The organism is Brachybacterium atlanticum (assembly GCF_025669985.1).
In the GTDB taxonomy this organism is placed as follows: domain Bacteria; phylum Actinomycetota; class Actinomycetes; order Actinomycetales; family Dermabacteraceae; genus Brachybacterium; species Brachybacterium conglomeratum.
This window is the reverse complement of sequence record NZ_JAKJJW010000002.1, coordinates 110088-130166: the sequence shown is the minus strand read 5'-3', so window position 1 is coordinate 130166 and position 20079 is coordinate 110088. Positions and strand designations below refer to the sequence as shown.

Here is a 20079-nt window from a genome sequence, read left to right as displayed (position 1 = left end):
TGCTGCGAGGAGCCCCCGATGACGACGCGCCTGCTGATCATCGTCGATGTCCAGAACGACTTCTGCGAGGGCGGTGCGCTCGGCGTCGACGGCGGCGGCGCGGTCGCGGAGCGGATCGCCTCGTACCTCCGCACCCGGAGCGGGGACTACGACCGGATCCTCGCCAGCCAGGACTGGCATCGCGGGGACACCGACAATGGCGGGCACTTCGCGGTGCCGCCGGCGGCGCCGGACTTCGTGGACACCTGGCCGGTGCACTGCGTGGCGGGCACGGAGGGTGCGGCGCTGCATCCGGCGATCGCGGCGGTGGAGGACCGGGTGGAGGTCGTGCACAAGGGGTACGGCGTCCCGTCGTACAGCGTGCTCGAGGGGACCGTGGTCGGCACGGGTGAGTCGGTGCAGGCGCTGGTCCCCGGCTGCGAGATCGACGTGGTGGGCCTCGCCTACGACTTCTGCGTGCGCGCCACGGCCCTCGGTGCACGGGAGGCCGGCGCGTCGGTGCGGGTGCTGCGGGAGATGACGGCCGCTGTGCATCCCTCGGGCGTCGCGGAGCTCGAGGAGGAGCTGGCCGCGGCGGGTGTCGAGGTGGTCAGAACGGCGGATCGCCGAGATCCGGCGGCGGGCTCCCGGGAGGGATGATCTTCCGGCCGGCGGCCTTCGCGAGAGCGGCCCGCCGGTCCTCGGCGACGCGTTCCGCGCGGGGTCGGGCCTGTTCCTCGGCGTGGAGGCGGCGGGCCTCGGCGGCGAGGCGCTCGTGCTCGGCGGCGGCATGCTCGAGGAGCCTGACCGTGTGAGGGGTGAGCAGGTCGGTGGCCTCCTCGGTGGTGGTGCGCAGGTCTTCGCCGAGGGTCCAGTGCGTGGTGAGCGGCCGCGTGGGCGCGCTGTCGTCGACCGGCTCGCGGGTCGGGTCGATCAGGCCGGCGGTCTTCATCTGGTGGTGCTGCCAGCACAGCCGATGGAGGTTCGCCAGGGAGGTCGGGCCGCCGCGTTCGGGGTGCTCGTGGTCGTACTCGATGATGTGGTCGTCCTCCGCGGCGGTCGCGGTGGGGCGGGTGCATCCGGGTGCCGCGCAGACGGGGTGGCGCAATCGGAGCTGCAGCCGCATCGCAGCGCTGGGCCGGTAGGTCTCGGGCGACACGGGAAGATGGGTGCCGCGTGCCGCATCGGTGAGGATCCGGGTCCAGACGCTCTCCCCGGCTGCGAGGTCCCGGGCGAGCTCTGCGGGGATCGGGGTGGTCCCCTCGAGCATGGCCGGGGCGTCGTCCCGTCCGAGCAGCGTCATCACCGGCACGGTGACCAGCAGCTTGTACGGCGAGGCCGTCTCCTGCACTGGGTCGGTGTCCAGCAAGGTGTGGGCCAGGAGCGCGTAGCGCAGGGTGCGCAGCGAGAGCGGTGCGCCGCGCTCGGCGAGGTCGCCGTCGAGGTCGAAGGGGAGCGGCCCCTCGGCACCGTCCTGGAGGGCGGCTCGCTGGGCGCGCTGCACGTCGCGGGCGGCGACGTCGAGCCGGTGGGCGAGCCCCTTGATCTCCAGGATCGGGCCGGTGACCAGCAGAGAGGCGGTGCCGGTGGTGGAGTCGACGTCGACGATCACCACATCGCGGCTCTGCGAGGGCGGGGCCGGCAGGGCGCCGGCGGTCGCGAGTTCGACGGCGAGGCGGAGGTGCCGGGAGAAGGTGTCGAGCGAGACGGAGGGCAGCTCGATCGTCGCCATGTGCGCGTCGACCTGGGCGGCCTGCTCGTCGGTGAGGCGCCGCACCCGGCGCAGGAGCATCTGGTGCATCGGCTCGGTGAGCTCCCCGCGGCGCAGGTACTCGAAGGTGAGCGGCATGATCTCGACCGCCCGGTGCGCATCGAGCACCTGGCTCCAGGCCTGGTTGTAGGTGCAGCGGAGTCCGGCCGCGACCTTCAGCGCGGTCATGTCCGCGTCCTCGGGACGGCCCTGCACCTCCGGGTCCTCGCGGAAGAAGGTCTCCAGCAGCCGCAGGTGGTGGGCGTACAGCCGGGCACGGGTCAGCGCGGTGCGGTGCAGCGCCATCACCCGCCCGGACTCGACGGTCCCCTCGCCGACCTCCTCGAGGATCCGCTCCGTGGTCAGCGGCCGACGGGCGCGAGCACGCCACGCGGGAAGATCCGGGACGGTCGCGGGCGGGAGGACGCGGGAAGGGCGCGCGGAGTCGGAGCGCGGGTCGGTCGACATCTCATCGGCAGAAGCGCGCGACGGCATATCCAGCTCGAGCTCGTCGAACTCACCCATCGTCACCACCCCCTTCCCTCGCCCGAGATAATCCCGGGTCGCTTCCTTTCGTGATGGGTCCAGCATATCCACCACAACACGTCGCCGGAAGGGCCGGAAGCGAATGGGGACGATTTTGTGGATAACCTCGGTGTGGGGAGGAATGGTCGGGGCTGGAGGGGTGGAAGCGTGGATGGACGGCGTCGACTGTCGGACCTGTGTGGTAGGGCGTGTCTGCTGGTGATGGCGATGTTCTGTAGTGCGGGGGGGGGGGAGGGGGGATGGAGTCGGTGCACGGAGTTGATGGCCTGACTCGAGAGCGTGCTGGTGACGGGCGGAAGATCGGGGTGGGAAAAAAGGGGGGGGCGAGTGGACTCGGGCTCCTCCTTGGAATTCTGACGAAAGTTCCTCGCTGAATTCGCGATTTCAATGAATGAGGAGGAGTGGTCCGTCGTCCAGTCGTCGTATCGTCGTCGGCCGCCCCTCGTAGCGCGGTCGGCCGCTCCTCGGGCCGAGCGCGACCGACAGGGCCCGCCCTGTACATACACCGACACACACGGAACGATGGCTCCATGACGAATCCCTTCACCCCGGGCTTCGGCCTGACGCCGATCATCCTCGCGGGCCGTGACATCGCGATCGAGGAGTTCACCGCGGCGCTCGCCGGCACCGTGCCCGAGGCGCGGGCGATCCTCATCTCCGGCCAGCGCGGCGCCGGCAAGACCGTGCTGCTCACCGAGTTCCGCGAGCTCGCCCTGGAGGCGGGCTGGGTGGACCTCAGGATGCACACGTCCTCGACCTCGCTGCTCGAGGAGCTGCGCGGCCAGGCCATCTCCCGGCTGCGCGAGATCGATCCCGAGGCGGAGACCTCCCGCCTCACCTCCGCGCGCGTCATGAACGTCTCCGCCCAGCGCGACATCGTCCAGCGCTACGAGGGGGAGGGGGAGCCGCTCGCCGTCGTGCTCGACCGCCTGGCCGAGCTCGCCGAGGCCGAGGGCGGCGGGCTGCTGATCACGCTCGACGAGCTGCAGTCCGTGGATCGCGACCAGCTCCATGCCCTCACCCAGCACGTGCAGGACCTCATCGGCTCCGGCCACGCCGTCGCCTTCCTCGCCGCCGGGGTGCGCGCCGGGGTCGATGCGCTGCTGGACCATGAGCGCACCACCTTCCTGCGCCGTGCGCACCGGCTCGAGGTGGGCAGCGTCGACGTCGGCACCGCCGCCGAGGCGATCCGGATGACCGTCGCCGACACCGCGAAGTCGATCACCCCGGAGGCCGCGGTGCTCGCCGGCGAGATCTCCCGCGGCTACCCCTACCTGATCCAGCTCATCGGCTCCAAGGCCTGGCAGAACAGCGGCGACGCCGACGTGATCGAGGTCGAGGACGTCCGCAGGGCGCGGGACACCGTCGTCGCCGCGATGATCAAGAACGTCCACGGCCCGGCGCTGCGCGGCCTCAGCGCCCGCAAGCGCGAGTACCTGAGGGCGATGCTCGAGGACGAGGGTCCGTCGGCCGTCGGCGACATCGCCCGACGCATGGGCATCGACCCGCGCAACCAGTCCACCTACCGCGAGCGGCTCATCGAGGACGACCTGATCCGCCCCGCCGGGCGCGGCTTCGTCGAGTACGCGCTACCCTATCTCGACGAGGCGCTGCGCCACGAGGAGCGCGAGGGGGTGGGGGCCGACGTCGAACCCGATCGCGGCGTCCGACGGTCCCATCGCGGGAGGCGCGCATGACGGGCACCTCCACGACGAAGGCCGACCGGCCCGCCCGCACCTATCGCACCGGGCCGGTCACACGGGTGCTGCGGTGGGTCTCCGTGCTGGCGACGATCGCGATCACCGCCTGGCTGCTGATCGCCTACCCGTCCCTTCCGGAGACCGTCGCGACCCACTTCGGCTCCGCCGGAGAGGCCGACGACTGGGGTCCGAAGTGGTCGCTGCTGGTCATCGCCGGTGTGATGGTTCTGCTGTCGCTCCCGCTCGCCGCGATCTCCACGCGGCCGCGCGGCTTCAACTATCCGGTCGAGATCACCGAGAGCAACGCCCAGACCATGTATCGCGAGGGTGAGCGGCTGATGGTCTGGACGCTGCTCGGGATGCAGGTGCTCTACCTCGGCATCGCGTGGTCGGTGATCCTCGGCGGTGGTGGTGCACTGCTCGTGCTCGGGATCGCCGGGCTGATCGGCGCGTCGGCGGTGGGGATCGTCCGCATGGTGCGGGCCGCCCGCTGAGGCCGGTTCACGCCCGGGCCAGCGCCACGGCCACGTTGTCCGGGCCGCCGGCGTCGAGGGCGAGGTCGATCAGGTGCTGCGCGAGCGCCTCGGGCTCCTGCTCGCCTCCCAGCGCCTCGGCCAGGGCCGACGGGTCGGCTACCGCGTGCAGCCCGTCGGACGCCACGATCACCAGGTCGCCGGGCTCCAGGTGACGGACCAGCAGGTCCGGGGCCGACGGCGCACCGGTAGCGAGGGCCCGGTTCAGCACCCGCCGGTCCGGATGGGAGGCGGCCTCCTCGGGGGAGAGCCGGCCCGCCTCGAGCAGGGAGCGCACGTGGGTGTGGTCCTGCGTGACGTGCTCGAGCCGGCCGGCGCGCACGAGCATCGCGCGCGTGTCGCCGAGGTGGGCGATGTGCAGGCGATCGCCGTCGAGCACGCCGGCGGTGAGGGTCGAGCCGGCGGCACCCTGTGTCGGCACCAGCGCCTCGGCGGCGGTCCAGGCGGTTTCGAGGGCCGGCAGCGGGGAGGCCGACGGAGCGGCGAGCGCCCGTTCGAGCGCGCCGGCGAACGCCGAGAGCATCCGGGCGGCGAGGTCGCCGGCGTCGTGGAATCCGTCGGCCGCCGCGAGCAGGGTGCGGTCGCCGGGCAGGGCCCGGACCAGCACCGCGTCCTCCTGGGCGGTGCGCTCGAGGCCGATGTGCAGCGCCGAGGCGCTGCGAGCAGGGGTGGTCGTGGTGGTCATGGCGTCCTCCGTGGGGTGCTGCCCGAGCGAGGAGGCGAGGTCGCGGACGGCGACGGCGCGGGAGAGGGCGTCGGCCTCCTCCTGCCGCCACCAGGAGCGCAGCTCCGTCGCGGCGGCCGCGCCGTCCAGGTTGCACAGCACCCGGATCCGGGCGAGCCCCATCCCGAGCCCCCGCAGGGCGGCGATCAGGCGGGCGCGGCCCACCTGGTCGGTTCCGTAGGAGCGGTAGCCGGTCGAGGGGTCGACGCGGCGGGGCACCAGCAGCCCCGTCTCGTCGTACAGCCGCAGCGCCTTGGGGCTCAGGCCGCTGCGCGCCGCCAGCTCCCCGATGCTCAGCAGGCTCTCGTCCATGCGTTCCTCCGTCGTGCCTCGCCCGGTCCCGGGCGCCGGGTCCGTCCCGGCGCGGACCACGCTGGGCCCTGCCCCGAGGGGAGGGTCAAGGAGGCTCGAGGATATTCCGTCGACCGGTGGTCCCGCGCCGTGGTGGACTGCGCGCATGCAGCTGACGATCCGTCCCCTGGACACCTCCTCCGACCTGGAGCTCGAGCAGTACCGCGCCCTTGAGCAGGCGCTGGACGACCACGTCTACGGCGGTCATCAGGAGGAGAGCCTCGCGCAGCTGCGCGCCGGCCTCGAGGACACCCCGTACTGGACGGTGCGGCGTTGGATCGCGCTCGCCGAGACGCTCGAGGGTGGGGAGATGCTCGTCGGCCGCGCGATGACCTTCACGCCGCAGCAGGAGAACCTCGAGTCGATCTCCGTCGGCGTCGCCGTGCATCCCGCGCACCGGGGGCAGGGCATCGCGACCGCGCTGGTGGAGGAGGCGCTGCTGCCCGCGATCGAGCAGTCCGGCCGCACGCTCGTCGAGGCGTACGGCGAGATCGAGGCGGGCGTCGACCCGGAGGATCCCGCCCACCCCGTGCACCGGATCGCCGCCCGGCTCGGCGTGACCCGCAAGAACCTCGCCGTGTGCCGGGCGCTGCCGCTGCCGCTGGACCCCGCCCGGCTCGACGCGCTCGAGGCCGAGTCGGCGCAGAAGCGCGGCGAGTACCGGATCGAGCAGTGGGTCGGGGAGATCCCCGAGGAGCACCTGAGCGCCTACGGCCGGCTGCTCACCCAGCTCGAGATCGACGAGCCCGACGAGGAGGTCGAGCACGAGCCCGCCGAGTACACCCCCGAGCGGATCCGCGTGAGCGAGCGGCGGATGCGCGAGGCGGGCACGATCCGAATCGTCGCGGTGGCTGTCGCGCCGGACGGCGAGTTTGTCGGCAACTCCGAGGTGCACGTGCACGAGGCGCCCGGCAGCACCCTCGGCTACCAGGAGAACACCCTGGTCATGCCCGAGCACCGCGGGCACAGGCTGGGCCTCGGGCTCAAGGTCGCCACCCACCGGCGCCTCGCCGAGCTCGCCCCGCAGCTGCGCTCGCTGGTCACCTGGAACTCGCACGTGAACCCGTGGATGATCCAGGTCAACGAGAAGCTCGGGTATGAGCTGCTCTTCCACGAGGTCGTGATGCAGGGCAGGCGGACGGGCTGAGCGACACGCCTGCCGTGCGCGCCTGACACCATCGCCCTGCTCCGCCCCGTAGGTTCATGCCTGAGGAATCGGGCAGAGCGGTCAGGGGGCGCTGTGGAGGCGAAGCATCGCAGGAAGCCGCCGAGCCGCGGCCGCAGCTCGCACCAGTTCACCGTGGCGATGGCGATCCTCTCGCTCGTGCTCGCCGGCGGTGCGGTCACGGGGCTCGGCACCTCGATGCTGCGTCCTGAGGACGCTGCCTCTCCCGCCGAGGCGGCCGTGCGGGAGCCGATCGGCGACCCCTCGAACGCGACCCGGCTCGTGCACCGCGACCGGATCACCGGGGACATCTCGCCGAAGTCCGTGGTCGCGAGCCCGGCCGGGGACGTCATCGCGAACAACATGATGTACAACCACACCTCCACGCTGTACGACGCGAGCAGCCTCGAGCTCGCCGCGACGGTCCCCGACACCGTGGACCTCGCCGAGTTCGGGTACCCCGACCGCGCCGGGGAGACGACGGGTGCGCCGGTCGAGGCGGTGTTCTCGCCCGACGGGAGGTTCGCCTACGTCTCCCAGTACTCGCTCAAGGGGCCCGGGGCGGGGGAGACCGCGACCGACGACTGCGCCGCCGGCGACGCGATCGGGAACAGCGCCGTGTACCGGCTCGACCTCGAGACGAAGGAATGGGACCAGGTCATCGAGGTGGGACGGGTCCCGAAGTTCATCTCCCTCTCGCCCGACGGATCCGTCGCGCTGGTCTCGAACTGGTGCGACTCGAGCGTCTCCGTCGTCGACCTCGAGCGGGGCGAGGAGGTGCGGCAGATCCCCGTCGACTCCGCACCGCGCGGCTCCGTGGTGCTGCCCGACAACCGCACCGCCTATGTCACCGCGATGTACGCCGACGAGCTGTATCGCGTGGACCTCGAGACCGGCGAGAGCGAGCTGGTGCTCGAGACCGGCCGCAAGCCCCGCCATCTGGTGCTCTCCCCGGACGCGTCCCGCATGTACCTCACCGAGTCCGGGGACGATCGGCTGCTCGAGCTCGACACCGCCACCGGCGAGGTGCTGCGCGAGGTCGCCACCGGCCGGGAGCCGCGCACCATGGCGATCTCGCCCGACGGGCTCGCCCTGTACGTCGTGAACTACCACGCGAACACCGTGACGAAGTTCGACGCCGAGACGCTCGAGGAGATCCAGACCGTCGAGGTGGGCCAGAACCCGATCGGCATCACCTACGAGCCCACCCACGGCCGGGTGTGGGTCGCGAACTATGCCGGGTCGATCGACGTCTTCGACGACACCGCCCCGCGTGATGGCACGATGGAGCCATGAACGCCCACGCCGTCGTCACGGCCTCCCGCGAGATCGCCGCCCCCGCCGCCACCCTCTTCGACCTCATCGCCGACCCGGCCGAGCAGCCGCGCTGGGACGGCAACGACAACCTCGCAGGCGCCGAGGCCGGCCAGCGGGTCCGCGCCGCCGGCGACGTGTTCGTGATGACCAATCGCAACGGCGGGGTGCGCGACAACCACGTCGTCGCCTTCGTCGAGGGGCGCGAGATCGCCTGGCGCCCCGCTCCCCACGGCGAGCGGCCGGCCGGCCACCAGTGGGGCTGGGTCCTCGAGCCGCTCGAGGACGGGCGCACCCTGGTCACCCACGTCTACGACTTCGCCGACCTGCCCGCCTCGCAGGAGGGGCGGCTCGCGAAGGCGCGGCAGATGACGCCGGAGAAGCTCATGGCCTCGATCGACCGGCTCGCGGAGCTCGCCGAGGGCGCGTGAGCACGCCGTCGATGGACCCGGGCGTGGCCCGCATCGAGTCGGCGATCGAGGCGGCCGCGCGGCGCGGCGACTTCGACGACCTGCCCGGCGCCGGTAAGCCCCTGGACCTGCCGGACACCCACGACCCCGACTGGTGGGTCAACCAGCGCATCGCCAGCGGCGACATCGACTCCGAGGCGCTGCTGCCCGTCGTGGTGCTGCTGCGCAAGGAGTACGAGCGCCGCGACGAGACCCTCGCCGCGCTGCCCGACGAGCAGGCTGTGCGCGAGTACGCCGCGGACTTCACCGAGCGCGTCCACGAGGACCGGCGCACGAACCCCTTCCAGCGGATGCTGGCGCCGGCGTGGGACGGGGACGACGCGGTCGCGCGCTGGCGTCGGGTGCGGGCAACGGGTCCTGCCGTGTCCTCGGACCCCTCACCGCCGGATGCCGCGCCGCCGACCCGGCGCCGGCGGTGGTGGTCCTTCGGCCGACGGGGTGGGCGGGTGTCCGGGCCGTGCGAGAGCTCACCCTCGACGCACGACTCGCACGCTCCTTCCCTGACCTGACGGTTCTTCCACCGTGAGCCTCGGCGGCCATAGGGTGGCGGGATGTTCCTCGAGAACCTCGGCATCGACGCCCTGGACCCGCAGCGCCTGGGCCGCTTCTGGGAGGCGGCCGTCGGCACCACCACCCTCACCGACGAGCCCGACATCTACGAGACCAGGCTGAGCATCCACGGCGATGCCTATCTCGACCTGTGCTTCGCGCGGGTCCCGGAGCCGAACCACTCCCCGCAGCGCCTCCATCTCGACGTGCTCGGCGGCGCCGCGCAGCAGGAGGTCGCGCAGCGGCTGCGCGGGCTCGGCGCGAGCGACCTCGACATCGGACAGGGCGAGGTCCCCTGGATCGTGCTCGGCGACCCCGAGCGCGGCGCGCTCTGCGTGATGGAAGAGCGCGAGGCGTACACCGGCACCGGACCGATCGCGGCCCTGCCGATGGACTCCGCCGACCCCGCACGGGATGCGGAGTTCTGGGCCTGGCTGAGCGGCTGGACGCCCGCGACGGGCGTCGCGCCGCGCACCCTGCGCCACCCCTCGGGACGAGGCCCCCTCCTCGAGCTGTGCCCGGAGCCGGCGCCGAAGCAGCCCGGGGCCAAGAACCCGATCCACCTCGACGTGCGGCTCGAGCCGGACGACGACCCGGACGCCGTCGCGGCTGGGATCTCCGCACGGGGAGGCGAGGAGTTCTTCCCGGACTGGGGCGAGCTGCCCTGGCGCGTGTTCCGCGACCCCTCCGGGAACGAGTTCTGCGTGCTGCCGGCCGTGGGCGCAGGCGCATGAGCCGCGGCCGCCGCACCGCTGGATTCCTCGGCGCCCTGCTCGCCGGGGCGGGGACGCTGCACATGCTCCGGCCCGAGCCTTTCGACACGATCGTCCCGCCCGCGCTGCCGGGACCCGCGCGCGGATACACCTATGCCTCGGGCGTCGCCGAGCTCGCCGTGGCGGGGCTGCTGGCCGCGCCCCGGACCAGGCGCCTGGGAGGAGCCGCGGCGGCGGCGCTGTTCGTCGCGGTGTTCCCCGCGAACGTGCAGATGGCGTACGACTGGCGCCGTGCCCGGCCGCGCCGTCGGGCGATCGCGTACGGGCGGCTCCCGCTGCAGGGCGTGCTCATCGCGCAGGCCCTGCACATCGTGCGGAACGCCGAGTGAATGGGTTGACGTTGGCGCTCGTGTGATCTGTCGGACAAAGGAGTTCACGTGACCTCCAGACGAACCTTCCCCGGCCTGGCCGGGGCGGCGGGCGCGGCGGCGCTCGCCGGATGCTCGTCGGACCCCGAGGTCGATCCCGCTCTCGGACCGCCGGCGACCGCCGACACCGAGGACGAGATCACCTTCGGGATCTGGGACAAGGCGCAGGAGCCGGCCATGATCGAGATCGTCGACGCCTTCCAGTAGCACTTCCCGGGCATCGGCGTGAGCATCTCGACCACGGCCTTCGGCCCGTATTTCGAACGGCTCCGCATCCAGGCGCAGGGCGACGACCTGCCCGACGTGTTCTGGATCAACGGCCCGAACTTCGAGCTCTACGCCTCCCACGAGATGCTGCAGGACCTCAGCGAGCTCGAGGGCTTCGACCCGGCGAACTACCCGCCGAACCTCGTGGAGCTGTACTCGTTCGAGAGCAGCGCCTTCGGCACCTTCCTGATGCGCCAGCACTACCTGGGCATGCCGCGCTCCCTCGAGGAGGCGGCGCGGCTCGACGGCGCGAGCCCCTGGCAGACCTTCTGGCGGATCATGTTCCCGCTGTCCGGCCCGGCGCTGAGCGCGGTCGCGATCCTCACGGCGCTCGCCTCCTGGAACGACCTGATGTGGCCGCTGATCGTGGCGACCTACGACGTCCGCACCACCCTCGCCGTGGGCCTGTCCACGCTGCAGGGCCAGTTCACCACCGACTACCCGGTGATGATGGCCGCGGCGTTCATGGCGATGCTGCCGCTGATGATCCTGTTCATCGTGCTGCAGCGCCGGGTGGTCGAGGGGCTCGCCCACTCGGGTATGAAGGGCTGAGGCATGGAGGGCTGAGCGTCGCTTCCGTCTACCGCTGCGACTCGAGGCGCCCGGCGACCACGGTCGCGAGCGGGTCCACGGCGCGCAGCCGCGCCGCCGCCTCGCGGGCCGCGGCCTCGTCCATGAGGCCGCCCGCGCCGACGGGGACGTCGGCGAAGAGCTCGTCCGCCTCCTCGAGGAGGACGATGTCCGCGGGGCCGCCGACGTCGAGCCTCCCGATCCCGTCGGTCGAGGCGGCCAGGGCCTCGCGCGGCTGGAGCTGCTGGGAGGGATGCCAGGCGGGGCGCTCGTCGGCGCTGCGGTGCACGGCCGCGGCCATCGCCAGCCACGGATCCAGCGGAGCGACCGGCGCGTCGGAGCCGAGGGTGAGCGCGACGCCGGCCTCCCGCAGGTCACGGAGGCGGAACGCCTGCGTGCCGTGGCCGGGCCAGATCGCCTCGGTCGCGTCCCGGTCGTCCAGCAGGTGCGCGGGCTGCACGGAGGCTGCCACCCCGAGCGCGGCCATGGCGTCGATGTCGTCGTCGGTGAGCATCTGGGCGTGCTCGATCCTCGCCGCGATCCCCACCTCGGCGATCGCGGCGAGGGCGACCTGCGCGGCGGCGTCCCCGATCGCGTGGACGGCGGCGCTCAAGCCGCGCCGCTTCGCCTCGGCGAGGGCCTCGCGCAGCGCCTCGGGGCCGACGCTGAGCACCCCGTGGCCGGCGTAGCCGTGCCCGTCGGTGTAGGCCTCGCGGGTGTACGCCGAGTGGGAGCCGAGCGCCCCGTCGACGATCACCTTCAGCGGGCCCATCGTCACCAGGCCCGACGAATCCAGCACCGTGCCCGTCGGTCCCGGCGCCGCGGCGAGCTCCTCGGGGTAGACGGCGGTGCGGATCCGCGTCCGCGGGCTGCGGCGCGGCCAGGACTCCCAGGGCCTGCCCCACTCCATGTCCACCAGGCCGACGACCCCGCGCTGCAGGGACTGGCGCTGCAGCATCGCCGCACCGGTCGCGACGGACTCGGCGACCCCCGGCAGCTCGGGCAGGCGCGGCGCGAGCGCGAACCAGTCCTCCTCGGCGACGATCCCGTCCCGCGGCGGCAGGCCCAGGGCGCGCAGCGCGGCGGAGTTCAGCCAGGCGTGATGAGCGTCGCCGCCGATCAGCACCGTCGGCACCGCACCGGTCGCCTCGTCGAGCGCCGGCACCGTCGGCGGGATCGCGAAGTCGACCAGGCGGTGCCCGAAGCCGATCAGCGCCGCGCCCGCCGCCCCGGTCTCGCGCCGCGCGGCGAGCTCGGCGCGCACCCGCTCCAGGAGCACTCCGACGCTGCCGGCGCCGGTGGTGTCGAGGCGGGCATGGGCCTGGGCGAGCTGACCGGTGTGCACGTGCTGGTCCCAGAGCCCCGGGATCGCGAGCGCACCGTCCGCGTCGAGGACCTCCTCGCCGGCGCGGCGCGGCAGCGACACACCGAGCTCGACGATCGCCCCGTCGTCGATCCGCAGGTCCGAGGTGACGGCGGCATCGAAGGGGAGCACCTGTCTGATCAGCACCGATCCAGCGTAGCCCGCCGCGCCCATGACGACTGTCATGGGGCGGACGTGATCGCGGGGGCTGGGGCGACGGCTCCCCCGACGGGATCGTGGAGCCATGACCACCATCGCCCCCGCCCGGACCGCGGCGCTCAGCCTGCGCGGCGTCACCCGCAGCTACGGCGAGGTCCGCGCCCTCGACGGACTCGACCTCGAGATCCGCCCCGGCGAGATCGTCGCGCTGCTCGGCCCGAACGGTGCCGGGAAGTCCACCGCCATGGAGATGATGGTGGGGCTCGCGGCCCCGGAGCAGGGCAGCGTCCGCGTGCTCGGCACCGATCCCACCACCGCGACCCGCACCGGACTGATCGGCACGATGCTGCAAGCCGGGGCGCTGCTGCCCGACCAGAGGGTCCGCACCATGCTGCGGATGCTCCACTCCCTGCAGGCGCATCCGATGCCGATGGCCGACGTCGTCGACAGCGCCGACATCGCCGAGCTCAAGCCGAGGCGGATCAGCGCCCTCTCCGGCGGCCAGTCCCAGCGGGTCCGCTTCGCGATCGCACTGCTCGGCGACCCGCAGGTGCTGCTGCTGGACGAGCCGACCGTCGGCATGGACATCAGTGCCCGCCGCGCCTTCTGGCAGCAGATGCGCCGGGTCGCCGCGAGCGGCCGCACCGTCGTCTTCGCCACCCACCACCTCGAGGAGGCCGAGCGGGAGGCGGGCCGCGTGGTCGTCATGGACCGCGGCCGCGTCGTCGCCGACGGGACCGGCGCCGAGATCGCCGCCGTCGTCGCCGGGCGGGTGATCACGCTGCGAGGGATCGCCCCGGAGCAGGTCGCGGCGCTGCCCGGCGTGGACAGCGCCGAGGTCGACGAGACCGACGACCGACGGGTGCGGGCCGTGTGCGCGGACTCCGACGCCGCCCTCTCCGCGCTGTTCACCGGCCCGCTCGCCGGCGACGTGCACGACGTGCTCGTGTCCGCCCCGGGCCTCGAGGAGGCGTTCCTGCGGATCACCGAGCACGAGGACGAGGCCGCGCGATGAGCGCCGCCGACCCCGCCGCCCGCCCTGCCCACGACAGGAGCCCCGCCATGACCGCCCCCGCACCCCGCACCGCCGCAGCGCCCTCGGCCGCGACCCGCACCCTGCGCTACGCCGCCCACACCACCGCCATGACGCTCACGAACGTCGCCTTCATGGTCTTCACCATCGCGCTGCCGGTGGGGATGTACCTGCTGTTCTCGATGATGTTCGGCGCCGAGGCCGAGGGACAGGCGCGCGGGCTGATCATGATCAACATGGCCGCCTACGGCGGTCTCGGCGCCGCAGTCACCGCCGGCACCCAGATCCAGGAGGACCAGCGCAACGGCTTCCTGCGCCAGCTGGTCGTCGCCGGGCTCTCGCCCCGCTCCTTCCTCGTCGGCTCCGTGATCGCCGCGAGCGCCGTGATCGTCCCCGCGCTCGCGGCCGTCGGCCTCGTGGGGCTCGCCACCGGGGTCGAGGCCTCGCCCGGCCGGTTCCTGCTCACCCTCGTGGTGCTGTGGCTGGGCCTGCTGCCCACGATCCTCATCGGGCTCGTGCTCGGCATGGTGCTCCGGGGCGCCGCCGCGATGGCCGGGGGCGTGGTGACGATGATGGCGATGGCGATCTTCGGCGGGCTGTGGATGCCGCTGGAGATGTTCCCGCAGTGGATGCAGGACCTCGGCCGCGCGCTGCCCACCTACTGGATCTCGAGCCTGGGGGAGTGGTCCCTGCAGGGGGCGGAGCTGCCGGTGACGGGCCTGGTCGTGATCGGGGTGTGGACCCTCGTGCTCGGGGCGCTGTGCATGGTGAGCATGTCCCGGGCGGTGGGTCTGCAGCGGCGATGAGGGACGCTGGCACAATGACCGCCATGAGCACCCCCGACGCCCCGGACTGGGGGCGGTGGGCCCGCGACCCCGCCGAGCCGGGGGAGGAGGCCGCCGCCCGGCCCCTCACCCCGCGCGGCGTGCTCCGGGCCGCGCGGGAGTCGGGCGGGCTCGCGTTCTCCCTCCCGCCGGTGATGTTCGTGCTGGTCCCGATCGTGGTCGGCTGGATGCAGGCGCCCGGGCCGACGATGGTGCTCGCCACCGCGCTGCTGCTCGTGTACGGGGCGATGTTCGCCGCCACCACTGGGATCGCGCTGTACCCGCGGCGGGTGCGGCTGATCTGGTTCGCGCTGTGCACCGGGATCCTGCTGGTGCTGATCCCGGTGATCGGCCTGAACGTGCTCTACATGGTGATGTTCCAGGCCATGACACATGTGCTGCTGCTGCCCTGGCGGTGGGCGGTGCCCTCGATGCTGCTGATGAGCCTCACCGTCATGGCGATCGCGCTCGTGGCCGGTCAGCCGATCGCGGCGGGCTTCGCCGTGATGGGCACGATCATGTCCTGGGGCATCGGGCACGGCATCCGCCAGCAGGTGCTGCAGGAGCAGCTCGAGGCCGCCCACCGCCGCAACGCCGTGCTCGCCGTCGCCGCCGAGCGGGAGAGGATCGGGCGGGACCTGCACGACCTCGTCGGCCACTCCCTCACCTCGCTGACGATCTCCGCCCAGCTCGCCCGGCGCCTGCTGGAGAGCGACCCCGAGGCCGCCCGCGCCCAGCTCGAGCACATCGAGACCACGACGAGGCAGGCGCTCGCCGACGTGCGCGCCACCGCCTCCGGCATGCAGACCGTGCGCGCCGCGACCGAGATCGCCTCCGCCCGCACCGTGCTCGGCACCGTCGGGATCCAGGCCGAGGTCCCCACCGCCCTGCCGCCCCTGCACGAGGACCTCGCCGAGCTGTTCGGCTACGTGATCCGCGAAGGGGTCACCAACATCGTGCGCCACTCCCGCGCCACGCGCGCCCGGATCACCGTCGAGGAGGACGCGGTGACCGTCGCCGACGACGGCATCGGCATCCCCCACGGCGCCTCCCGCAGCGGTCTGCAGGGCCTCGAGGCCCGCGTCGTGCTCGCCGGGGGACGGCTCGAGGTCGACTCCTCCGAGACCGGCACCACTCTCGTCGCGACCATGGACCGGGCGGCATGATCCGCGTCGCCGTCGCCGACGACCAGGCCATCCTCCGCGGCGGCCTCGCCGCCCTGCTGCGCCTGGAGCCCGACCTCGAGGTGGTGGGGGAGGCCGCGACCTGCGCCGAGACCCTCGAGCTCGTCGCGGAGCAGCACCCCGACGTGCTGCTGCTGGACGTCCAGATGCCCGCCGGGGCCGACGGTGCACCGGCCGACGGTATCGGCGTGGCCGAGAAGCTGCAGGGCACCGACGGCGCCCCGCGGATCATCGTGCTGACCACCTTCGGCAGGGCCGGCTACCTGCGCCGCACCATGGAGGCCGGGGCCGGCGGGTTCATGGTCAAGGACACCCCCGTCGAGCGGTTCGTCGACGCGATCCGTCGCGTCCACCAGGGACTGCGGGTGGTGGACCCCGAGCTCGCCGCCCAGTCCCTCGCCGTCGGCCCGAGCCCCCTGACCGCGAAGGAGACCGAGGTGCTGCAGGCCGCGGCCGTCGGCGGCACCACCGCCGCGATCGCCGGGCGGCTGTTCCTCTCCGAGGGGACGGTGCGCAACCACGTCTCCGCCGCGATCGGGAAGCTGGGGGTCGCGAACCGGGCAGAGGCGGTGAGGACCGCCTCGGACAACGGCTGGATCTGAGCCCCCGCCACGGGTGACGCGTAGTCTGCCGGGGTGGATTCGATCGAGGCCCTGCTCGGCGCGCTGATCGACATCAGCGTGCCCGCCTTCGCGATCGCCTCCATGCTCTCGATGGGGCTGCGCACCCCGCTGCGCGCCTTCCGCGACCAGCTGCGGGACCGGCGCACCGTCCTCGCCGTCCTCGGCGCGAACTTCGTCGTCGTGCCGGCCGTCGGCACCCTGCTCATCTGGCTGCTCGGCGGCCTGCTGCCCCACCACACGGGGGAGGGGTTCGTCATCGCGCTGTGCGCGGCCGGCGCCCCGTTCGTGCTGCAGCTCGGGGCGATGGCCCGCATCCCCTACGGCGAGACCGCTGGGCCGATGGCGGTGCTGCTGCTGGGATCGATCGCCTTCATGCCGCTGGTGGTGCCCTTCCTGCTGCGGGACGTCGAGGTGCACGGCTGGTCCGTCGCCCAGCTGCTGCTGGGCACGATGCTCTCCCCGATGACCGCCGGCATCGTCATCGCCGCGGTCTGGCCGGGACGCGCCGATCTCTTCGCCCGGATCGCGGGCGGCGTCGCCGCGGTCTCGGCGGTGCTGATGTTCCTCTCCGGCTTCGGCGCGAACTCCGGCCTCGTGCTGGACCTGCTGCTCTCCCCGGTGCTCCTCGTCGCTGCGGGTCTCGTCTCCCTCGCCTTCGTGGCGGGCCGCTTCGCCGGCGATCTCGCCGGGGACACCCTCACCGTCCCGGACGGACCCGCGATCCTCACCAGCCAGCGCAACATCGCCGCCGCACTGCTCGTCGCGCGCACCGGCGCCGAAGGCAGCGAGCAGACCGGCTCGATCGTCGTCGCGATCCTGCTGCTGAGCGCCGTCGGCTTCGTGATGCTCGTGCCCTATGCGCTCGCCGCCGGCTGCGTCCGTCGACGCCGGGCGGGGGAGCGGGCCACGCTCGGGGTGCTGCTGGGGATCGTCGGACCGAAGGACGAGTGAGCAGGCACGAGGGAGCCGGCCGGTTCGCTCAGGGCGTCGCGCCCGGGTGAGGCGGCTCATGGACCGCGCCGCGCCGCCTCCGTAAGGTGGTGGGACGTGGCATCCCTCCTGCGCATCGTGCGCTTCACCCGTGCTCTCGCCCCGCTGTACGCCGCGATCATCGTCTGCTCGGTGCTCACCGCGGCGGCGGCGCTCGCCGTCCCCTTCCTGATCGGGCACGCGACCGACACGGTCGCCGGGGCCGTCGGCGGGCAGACCCCCACCTCCGCCGCCGTGCGCGCCGTGGTGCTGATCGCGGCCGCCGTGCTGGTCGCGGAGCTGTTCAACACCGTCGTGTCGAACATCGGCGGCTGGTTCGGCGACGTGATGAGCAACCGGATGCGCACGATCCTCTCGGTGCGCTACTACGACAAGCTCCTCCACCTGCCCCAGCGCTGGTTCGACGGGGAGATCACCGGCACGATCGTGGCGCGGCTGAACCGCTCGATCACCGAGATCACGAACTTCGCGAAGATGATGTCGAACTCCTTCGCGTCGATGCTGATCACCACGGTCGCGGTGCTCGCGATCAGCGCCTGGTACGCCTGGCCGCTGGCCGCGCTGCTGCTGATCGTGTTCCCGCTGTACGTGTGGCTGACCTCGCTCACCTCCGTGAAGTGGCAGCGGCTCGAGGGGGAGAAGAACGAGCAGGTCGACATCGCCTCCGGCCGCTTCGCCGAGGTCGTCGGCCAGATCCGGGTCGTGAAGTCCTTCGTGCGCGAGCGCTCGGAGCTCGAGGACTTCCGTCGGCGCTTCTGGTCCACCGACGCCACCACCCGCGCCCAGTCCACGCACTGGCACCGCATGGACGTGATCCGCCGCGCGGTGCTGAACCTCGTCTTCTTCGGCATCTACGTGATCATCTTCGTGCGCACGGTCCAGGGCGCCTTCACACTCGGCGAGATGGTGCTGCTGGTGCAGCTGATGAGCATGGCCAAGGCCCCGGTGGAGTCGATGAGCTGGGTGATCGACTCCTCCCAGCGCGCCATCGCCGGGTCCAAGGACTACTTCCGCGTGATGGAGACCGAGGTCGACCCGCGCACCGCCGCGATGCTCGCCCGGGCCGAGGACGACGTGCCGCCGCCGGCGATCGAGCCGGTGCCCGGCGCCCCGGTGGTCCGCTTCCGGGACGTGTCCTTCGCCTACGAGGACGGCGAGGACGTGCTGCACGGGATCGACTTCTCCGTCGCCCGCGGGGAGAAGGTCGCGCTGGTCGGCGAGTCCGGCGGCGGGAAGTCCACGATCGTGAACCTGCTGCTGGGCCTGTACGAGCCCCGCGCGGGCGAGATCGAGGTGGTGGGACGCACCAGCACCGAGCTGCCGTTGGACGAGCTGCGCTCCCGCATCGGCGTCGTCTTCCAGGACGCCTCCCTGTTCTCCGGCACCCTGCGGGAGAACATCGCCTACGGCCGGCCCGGCGCGAGCGACGAGGAGGTGGCCGACGCGGCCCGCCGCGCCAACGCCGACAGCTTCGTGCGCCGCTTCCCCGGCGGCTACGAGCAGGTGATCGGCGAGCGGGGGCTGAAGCTCTCCGGCGGGCAGCGCCAGCGCATCGCGGTGGCGCGCGCGATCCTCAAGGACGCGCCGGTGCTCGTGCTCGACGAGGCGACCTCGGCCCTGGACACGAAGGCGGAGCGGCAGGTGCAGAAGGGCCTGGACGAGCTGATGGAGGGCCGCACCTCCCTGATCATCGCCCACCGCCTCTCGACCATCGCGGCCGTGGACCGGATCATCACCCTCGAGGACGGACGGATCGACGAGATCGGCACCCCCGCCGAGCTCGCCGCCTCCGGCGGGATCTACGCCCAGCTGCTGGACCTGCAGAACAGCGGCGACCGCAAGCGCCTGGCACGGTTCGACATCACCGGCTGATCAGCCGCGGCACCACCCGCACCAGCACCACCATCCCGATCAGCTCGACGAGGGTCTGGGTGACCACGGCCGCGGGGGCGAGCGGGGTCGGCATCGCGAGCGCCAGCGGCAGCACCACGAGCGAGTTGCGGGTCGCGCCGGAGAAGGTCACGGCGGTGGCGGTGGGGGCGTCCAGGCGCAGCAGGCGCGCGATCAGCAGGCCCGCTCCCGTGGCGAGCACGAGGAAGGCCGCGTAGACGGGCACGAGGGCGAGCAGCGCGCCGCCCGCGCCGAGCACCCGCGGGGTCTGCGAGGCGGTGACGGCGAGCAGCACCAGGATCATCAGCGGCACCATCGCCGGGGCGAGGTCGAGGCGGGGGACCAGGCGCTGCAGCAGCGCGGCGGCCAGCAGCGGCAGGAGCACCAGCAGCACGAGCGCCCGGAGGAACGGGGCGGGGTCGATCGCGGCGGTCGCCGCGCCGCCGCCGAGCAGCGGGAGCAGCACCGGCAGCGCCAGGATCTGCCCCAGCATCAGCATCGGGGTCGCGGCCAGGAGCTTCTCGTGCGCGCCGCGGGCCAGGGCCGTGAACACCACGACGTAGTCGATGCACGGGGCGAGCAGCACCAGCAGCGCGCCGAGGAGCAGATCGGGCGAGCCGGCGAGCGGGCGGGTCAGGGCCCACACGATCAGCGGCACCGCGAGCAGGTTCACCGCCAGTAGCGCGAGCAGGAAGCGGGGGCCTGCGAGGGCGGCGCCCAGGCGGGTGAGGGGGATGCCGTGGAAGGTCACCAGCAGCAGCGCGGCGATCGCGGATTCGACGGCGAGCTCGAGGGCAGGGGCGGTGCCCGGCGCCGCGACACCGAGCAGGACCCCGGCCGCGATCGCGGCGAGATAGAGGGGGACCTGTCGGCGCTCGAGCAGCCGCAGCAGGTCCATGGGGGAACTGTAGCCGGGCGCCCAGCGGGCGCCCGGGGACGGGCGGTAGCATGGCC

The 20079-nt window shown here is 72.9% G+C and carries 21 protein-coding genes; 17 read left to right on the top strand and 4 right to left on the bottom strand.

Going from position 1 to position 20079, the window contains the following annotated elements; genetic code table 11:
- Positions 1-18 precede the first annotated feature (18 nt).
- Positions 19-639, top strand: coding sequence for an isochorismatase family protein (locus L3K22_RS01705; RefSeq protein WP_263309868.1), 621 nt, complete (start codon positions 19-21; stop codon positions 637-639).
- On the opposite strand, the gene L3K22_RS01700 is transcribed toward L3K22_RS01705, so the two are convergent.
- Entirely contained in the window at positions 590-2254 is a 1665-nt protein-coding gene (locus L3K22_RS01700) for an HNH endonuclease signature motif containing protein (protein WP_263309867.1), read from the bottom strand. The two genes, L3K22_RS01705 and L3K22_RS01700, sit on opposite strands and share 50 nt — an antisense overlap.
- A 551-nt stretch (positions 2255-2805) precedes the next feature.
- Between L3K22_RS01700 and L3K22_RS01695 the strand changes: the two genes are divergently transcribed.
- The gene (locus L3K22_RS01695) at positions 2806-3972 is read left to right on the top strand and encodes a DUF8462 domain-containing protein (protein WP_263309866.1); all 1167 of its coding nucleotides are present in this window, start codon (positions 2806-2808) and stop codon (positions 3970-3972) included.
- On the top strand, positions 3969-4469 hold the full coding sequence (locus L3K22_RS01690) for a DUF1648 domain-containing protein (protein ID WP_263309865.1): 501 nt from the start codon (positions 3969-3971) through the stop codon (positions 4467-4469). The genes L3K22_RS01695 and L3K22_RS01690 overlap by 4 nt, the downstream gene beginning before the upstream one ends.
- 7 nt (positions 4470-4476) lie before the next feature.
- Here L3K22_RS01690 and L3K22_RS01685 read toward each other — a convergent pair whose 3' ends face one another.
- Positions 4477-5544, bottom strand: coding sequence for a MerR family transcriptional regulator (locus L3K22_RS01685; protein WP_263309864.1), 1068 nt, complete (start codon positions 5542-5544; stop codon positions 4477-4479).
- A 145-nt stretch (positions 5545-5689) separates the two neighbouring features.
- Here L3K22_RS01685 and L3K22_RS01680 point away from each other — a divergent pair, with 145 nt between their 5' ends.
- The 8 genes from L3K22_RS01680 to L3K22_RS01645 all read left to right on the top strand — a co-directional run bounded on the left by L3K22_RS01680 (position 5690) and on the right by L3K22_RS01645 (position 11041).
- On the top strand, positions 5690-6730 hold the full coding sequence (locus L3K22_RS01680) for a GNAT family N-acetyltransferase (RefSeq protein ID WP_263309863.1): 1041 nt from the start codon (positions 5690-5692) through the stop codon (positions 6728-6730).
- 93 nt (positions 6731-6823) lie between these two features.
- Positions 6824-8044: a YncE family protein gene (locus L3K22_RS01675; protein ID WP_263309862.1), complete on the top strand. Its 1221-nt coding sequence runs from the start codon at positions 6824-6826 to the stop codon at positions 8042-8044.
- Entirely contained in the window at positions 8041-8493 is a 453-nt protein-coding gene (locus L3K22_RS01670) for an SRPBCC family protein (RefSeq protein WP_263309861.1), read from the top strand. Before L3K22_RS01675 ends, L3K22_RS01670 begins: the two co-directional genes overlap by 4 nt.
- A complete protein-coding gene (locus L3K22_RS01665) occupies positions 8490-9041 on the top strand; it encodes a DnaJ family domain-containing protein (RefSeq protein ID WP_263309860.1) in 552 nt (183 codons plus the stop codon). Before L3K22_RS01670 ends, L3K22_RS01665 begins: the two co-directional genes overlap by 4 nt.
- A 42-nt stretch (positions 9042-9083) precedes the next feature.
- Positions 9084-9815 (top strand): VOC family protein, encoded by a 732-nt coding sequence (locus L3K22_RS01660; RefSeq protein WP_263309859.1) that lies wholly within the window; start codon positions 9084-9086, stop codon positions 9813-9815.
- Complete coding sequence (locus L3K22_RS01655; RefSeq protein ID WP_263309858.1) at positions 9812-10183, top strand: DoxX family protein; 372 nt, start codon at positions 9812-9814, stop codon at positions 10181-10183. Before L3K22_RS01660 ends, L3K22_RS01655 begins: the two co-directional genes overlap by 4 nt.
- A 48-nt stretch (positions 10184-10231) precedes the next feature.
- Positions 10232-10429 (top strand): hypothetical protein, encoded by a 198-nt coding sequence (locus tag L3K22_RS01650; protein ID WP_263309857.1) that lies wholly within the window; start codon positions 10232-10234, stop codon positions 10427-10429.
- 18 nt (positions 10430-10447) lie between these two features.
- On the top strand, positions 10448-11041 hold the full coding sequence (locus L3K22_RS01645) for a carbohydrate ABC transporter permease (RefSeq protein WP_263309856.1): 594 nt from the start codon (positions 10448-10450) through the stop codon (positions 11039-11041).
- A gap of 28 nt (positions 11042-11069) precedes the next feature.
- On the opposite strand, the gene L3K22_RS01640 is transcribed toward L3K22_RS01645, so the two are convergent.
- Positions 11070-12569: an amidohydrolase gene (locus L3K22_RS01640; RefSeq protein ID WP_263309855.1), complete on the bottom strand. Its 1500-nt coding sequence runs from the start codon at positions 12567-12569 to the stop codon at positions 11070-11072.
- A gap of 97 nt (positions 12570-12666) precedes the next feature.
- Here L3K22_RS01640 and L3K22_RS01635 point away from each other — a divergent pair, with 97 nt between their 5' ends.
- From L3K22_RS01635 to L3K22_RS01610, 6 genes are all read left to right on the top strand, one after another.
- Positions 12667-13596, top strand: coding sequence for an ABC transporter ATP-binding protein (locus L3K22_RS01635; protein ID WP_263309854.1), 930 nt, complete (start codon positions 12667-12669; stop codon positions 13594-13596).
- Complete coding sequence (locus L3K22_RS01630) at positions 13593-14420, top strand: ABC transporter permease (protein ID WP_263309853.1); 828 nt, start codon at positions 13593-13595, stop codon at positions 14418-14420. Before L3K22_RS01635 ends, L3K22_RS01630 begins: the two co-directional genes overlap by 4 nt.
- 23 nt (positions 14421-14443) lie before the next feature.
- Positions 14444-15604 (top strand): sensor histidine kinase, encoded by a 1161-nt coding sequence (locus tag L3K22_RS01625; protein ID WP_263309852.1) that lies wholly within the window; start codon positions 14444-14446, stop codon positions 15602-15604.
- Entirely contained in the window at positions 15601-16224 is a 624-nt protein-coding gene (locus L3K22_RS01620; protein ID WP_263309851.1) for a response regulator transcription factor, read from the top strand. The genes L3K22_RS01625 and L3K22_RS01620 overlap by 4 nt, the downstream gene beginning before the upstream one ends.
- Positions 16225-16257: 33 nt before the next feature.
- On the top strand, positions 16258-17196 hold the full coding sequence (locus L3K22_RS01615) for a Na+-dependent transporter (RefSeq protein ID WP_263309850.1): 939 nt from the start codon (positions 16258-16260) through the stop codon (positions 17194-17196).
- A gap of 96 nt (positions 17197-17292) precedes the next feature.
- The gene (locus L3K22_RS01610) at positions 17293-19107 is read left to right on the top strand and encodes an ABC transporter ATP-binding protein (RefSeq protein WP_263309849.1); all 1815 of its coding nucleotides are present in this window, start codon (positions 17293-17295) and stop codon (positions 19105-19107) included.
- Here L3K22_RS01610 and L3K22_RS01605 read toward each other — a convergent pair.
- Entirely contained in the window at positions 19097-20023 is a 927-nt protein-coding gene (locus tag L3K22_RS01605; protein WP_263309848.1) for an arsenic resistance protein, read from the bottom strand. The two genes, L3K22_RS01610 and L3K22_RS01605, sit on opposite strands and share 11 nt — an antisense overlap.
- Positions 20024-20079: the final 56 nt, after the last annotated feature.

Coding starts and splice junctions, on each gene's coding strand:
- L3K22_RS01705 (WP_263309868.1), top strand. CDS start 19: ATGACGACGCGCCTGCTGATCATCGTCGATGTCCAGAACGACTTCTGC.
- L3K22_RS01700 (WP_263309867.1), bottom strand. CDS start 2,254: ATGGGTGAGTTCGACGAGCTCGAGCTGGATATGCCGTCGCGCGCTTCT.
- L3K22_RS01695 (WP_263309866.1), top strand. CDS start 2,806: ATGACGAATCCCTTCACCCCGGGCTTCGGCCTGACGCCGATCATCCTC.
- L3K22_RS01690 (WP_263309865.1), top strand. CDS start 3,969: ATGACGGGCACCTCCACGACGAAGGCCGACCGGCCCGCCCGCACCTAT.
- L3K22_RS01685 (WP_263309864.1), bottom strand. CDS start 5,544: ATGGACGAGAGCCTGCTGAGCATCGGGGAGCTGGCGGCGCGCAGCGGC.
- L3K22_RS01680 (WP_263309863.1), top strand. CDS start 5,690: ATGCAGCTGACGATCCGTCCCCTGGACACCTCCTCCGACCTGGAGCTC.
- L3K22_RS01670 (WP_263309861.1), top strand. CDS start 8,041: ATGAACGCCCACGCCGTCGTCACGGCCTCCCGCGAGATCGCCGCCCCC.
- L3K22_RS01660 (WP_263309859.1), top strand. CDS start 9,084: ATGTTCCTCGAGAACCTCGGCATCGACGCCCTGGACCCGCAGCGCCTG.
- L3K22_RS01655 (WP_263309858.1), top strand. CDS start 9,812: ATGAGCCGCGGCCGCCGCACCGCTGGATTCCTCGGCGCCCTGCTCGCC.
- L3K22_RS01635 (WP_263309854.1), top strand. CDS start 12,667: ATGACCACCATCGCCCCCGCCCGGACCGCGGCGCTCAGCCTGCGCGGC.
- L3K22_RS01630 (WP_263309853.1), top strand. CDS start 13,593: ATGAGCGCCGCCGACCCCGCCGCCCGCCCTGCCCACGACAGGAGCCCC.
- L3K22_RS01625 (WP_263309852.1), top strand. CDS start 14,444: ATGAGCACCCCCGACGCCCCGGACTGGGGGCGGTGGGCCCGCGACCCC.
- L3K22_RS01620 (WP_263309851.1), top strand. CDS start 15,601: ATGATCCGCGTCGCCGTCGCCGACGACCAGGCCATCCTCCGCGGCGGC.
- L3K22_RS01605 (WP_263309848.1), bottom strand. CDS start 20,023: ATGGACCTGCTGCGGCTGCTCGAGCGCCGACAGGTCCCCCTCTATCTC.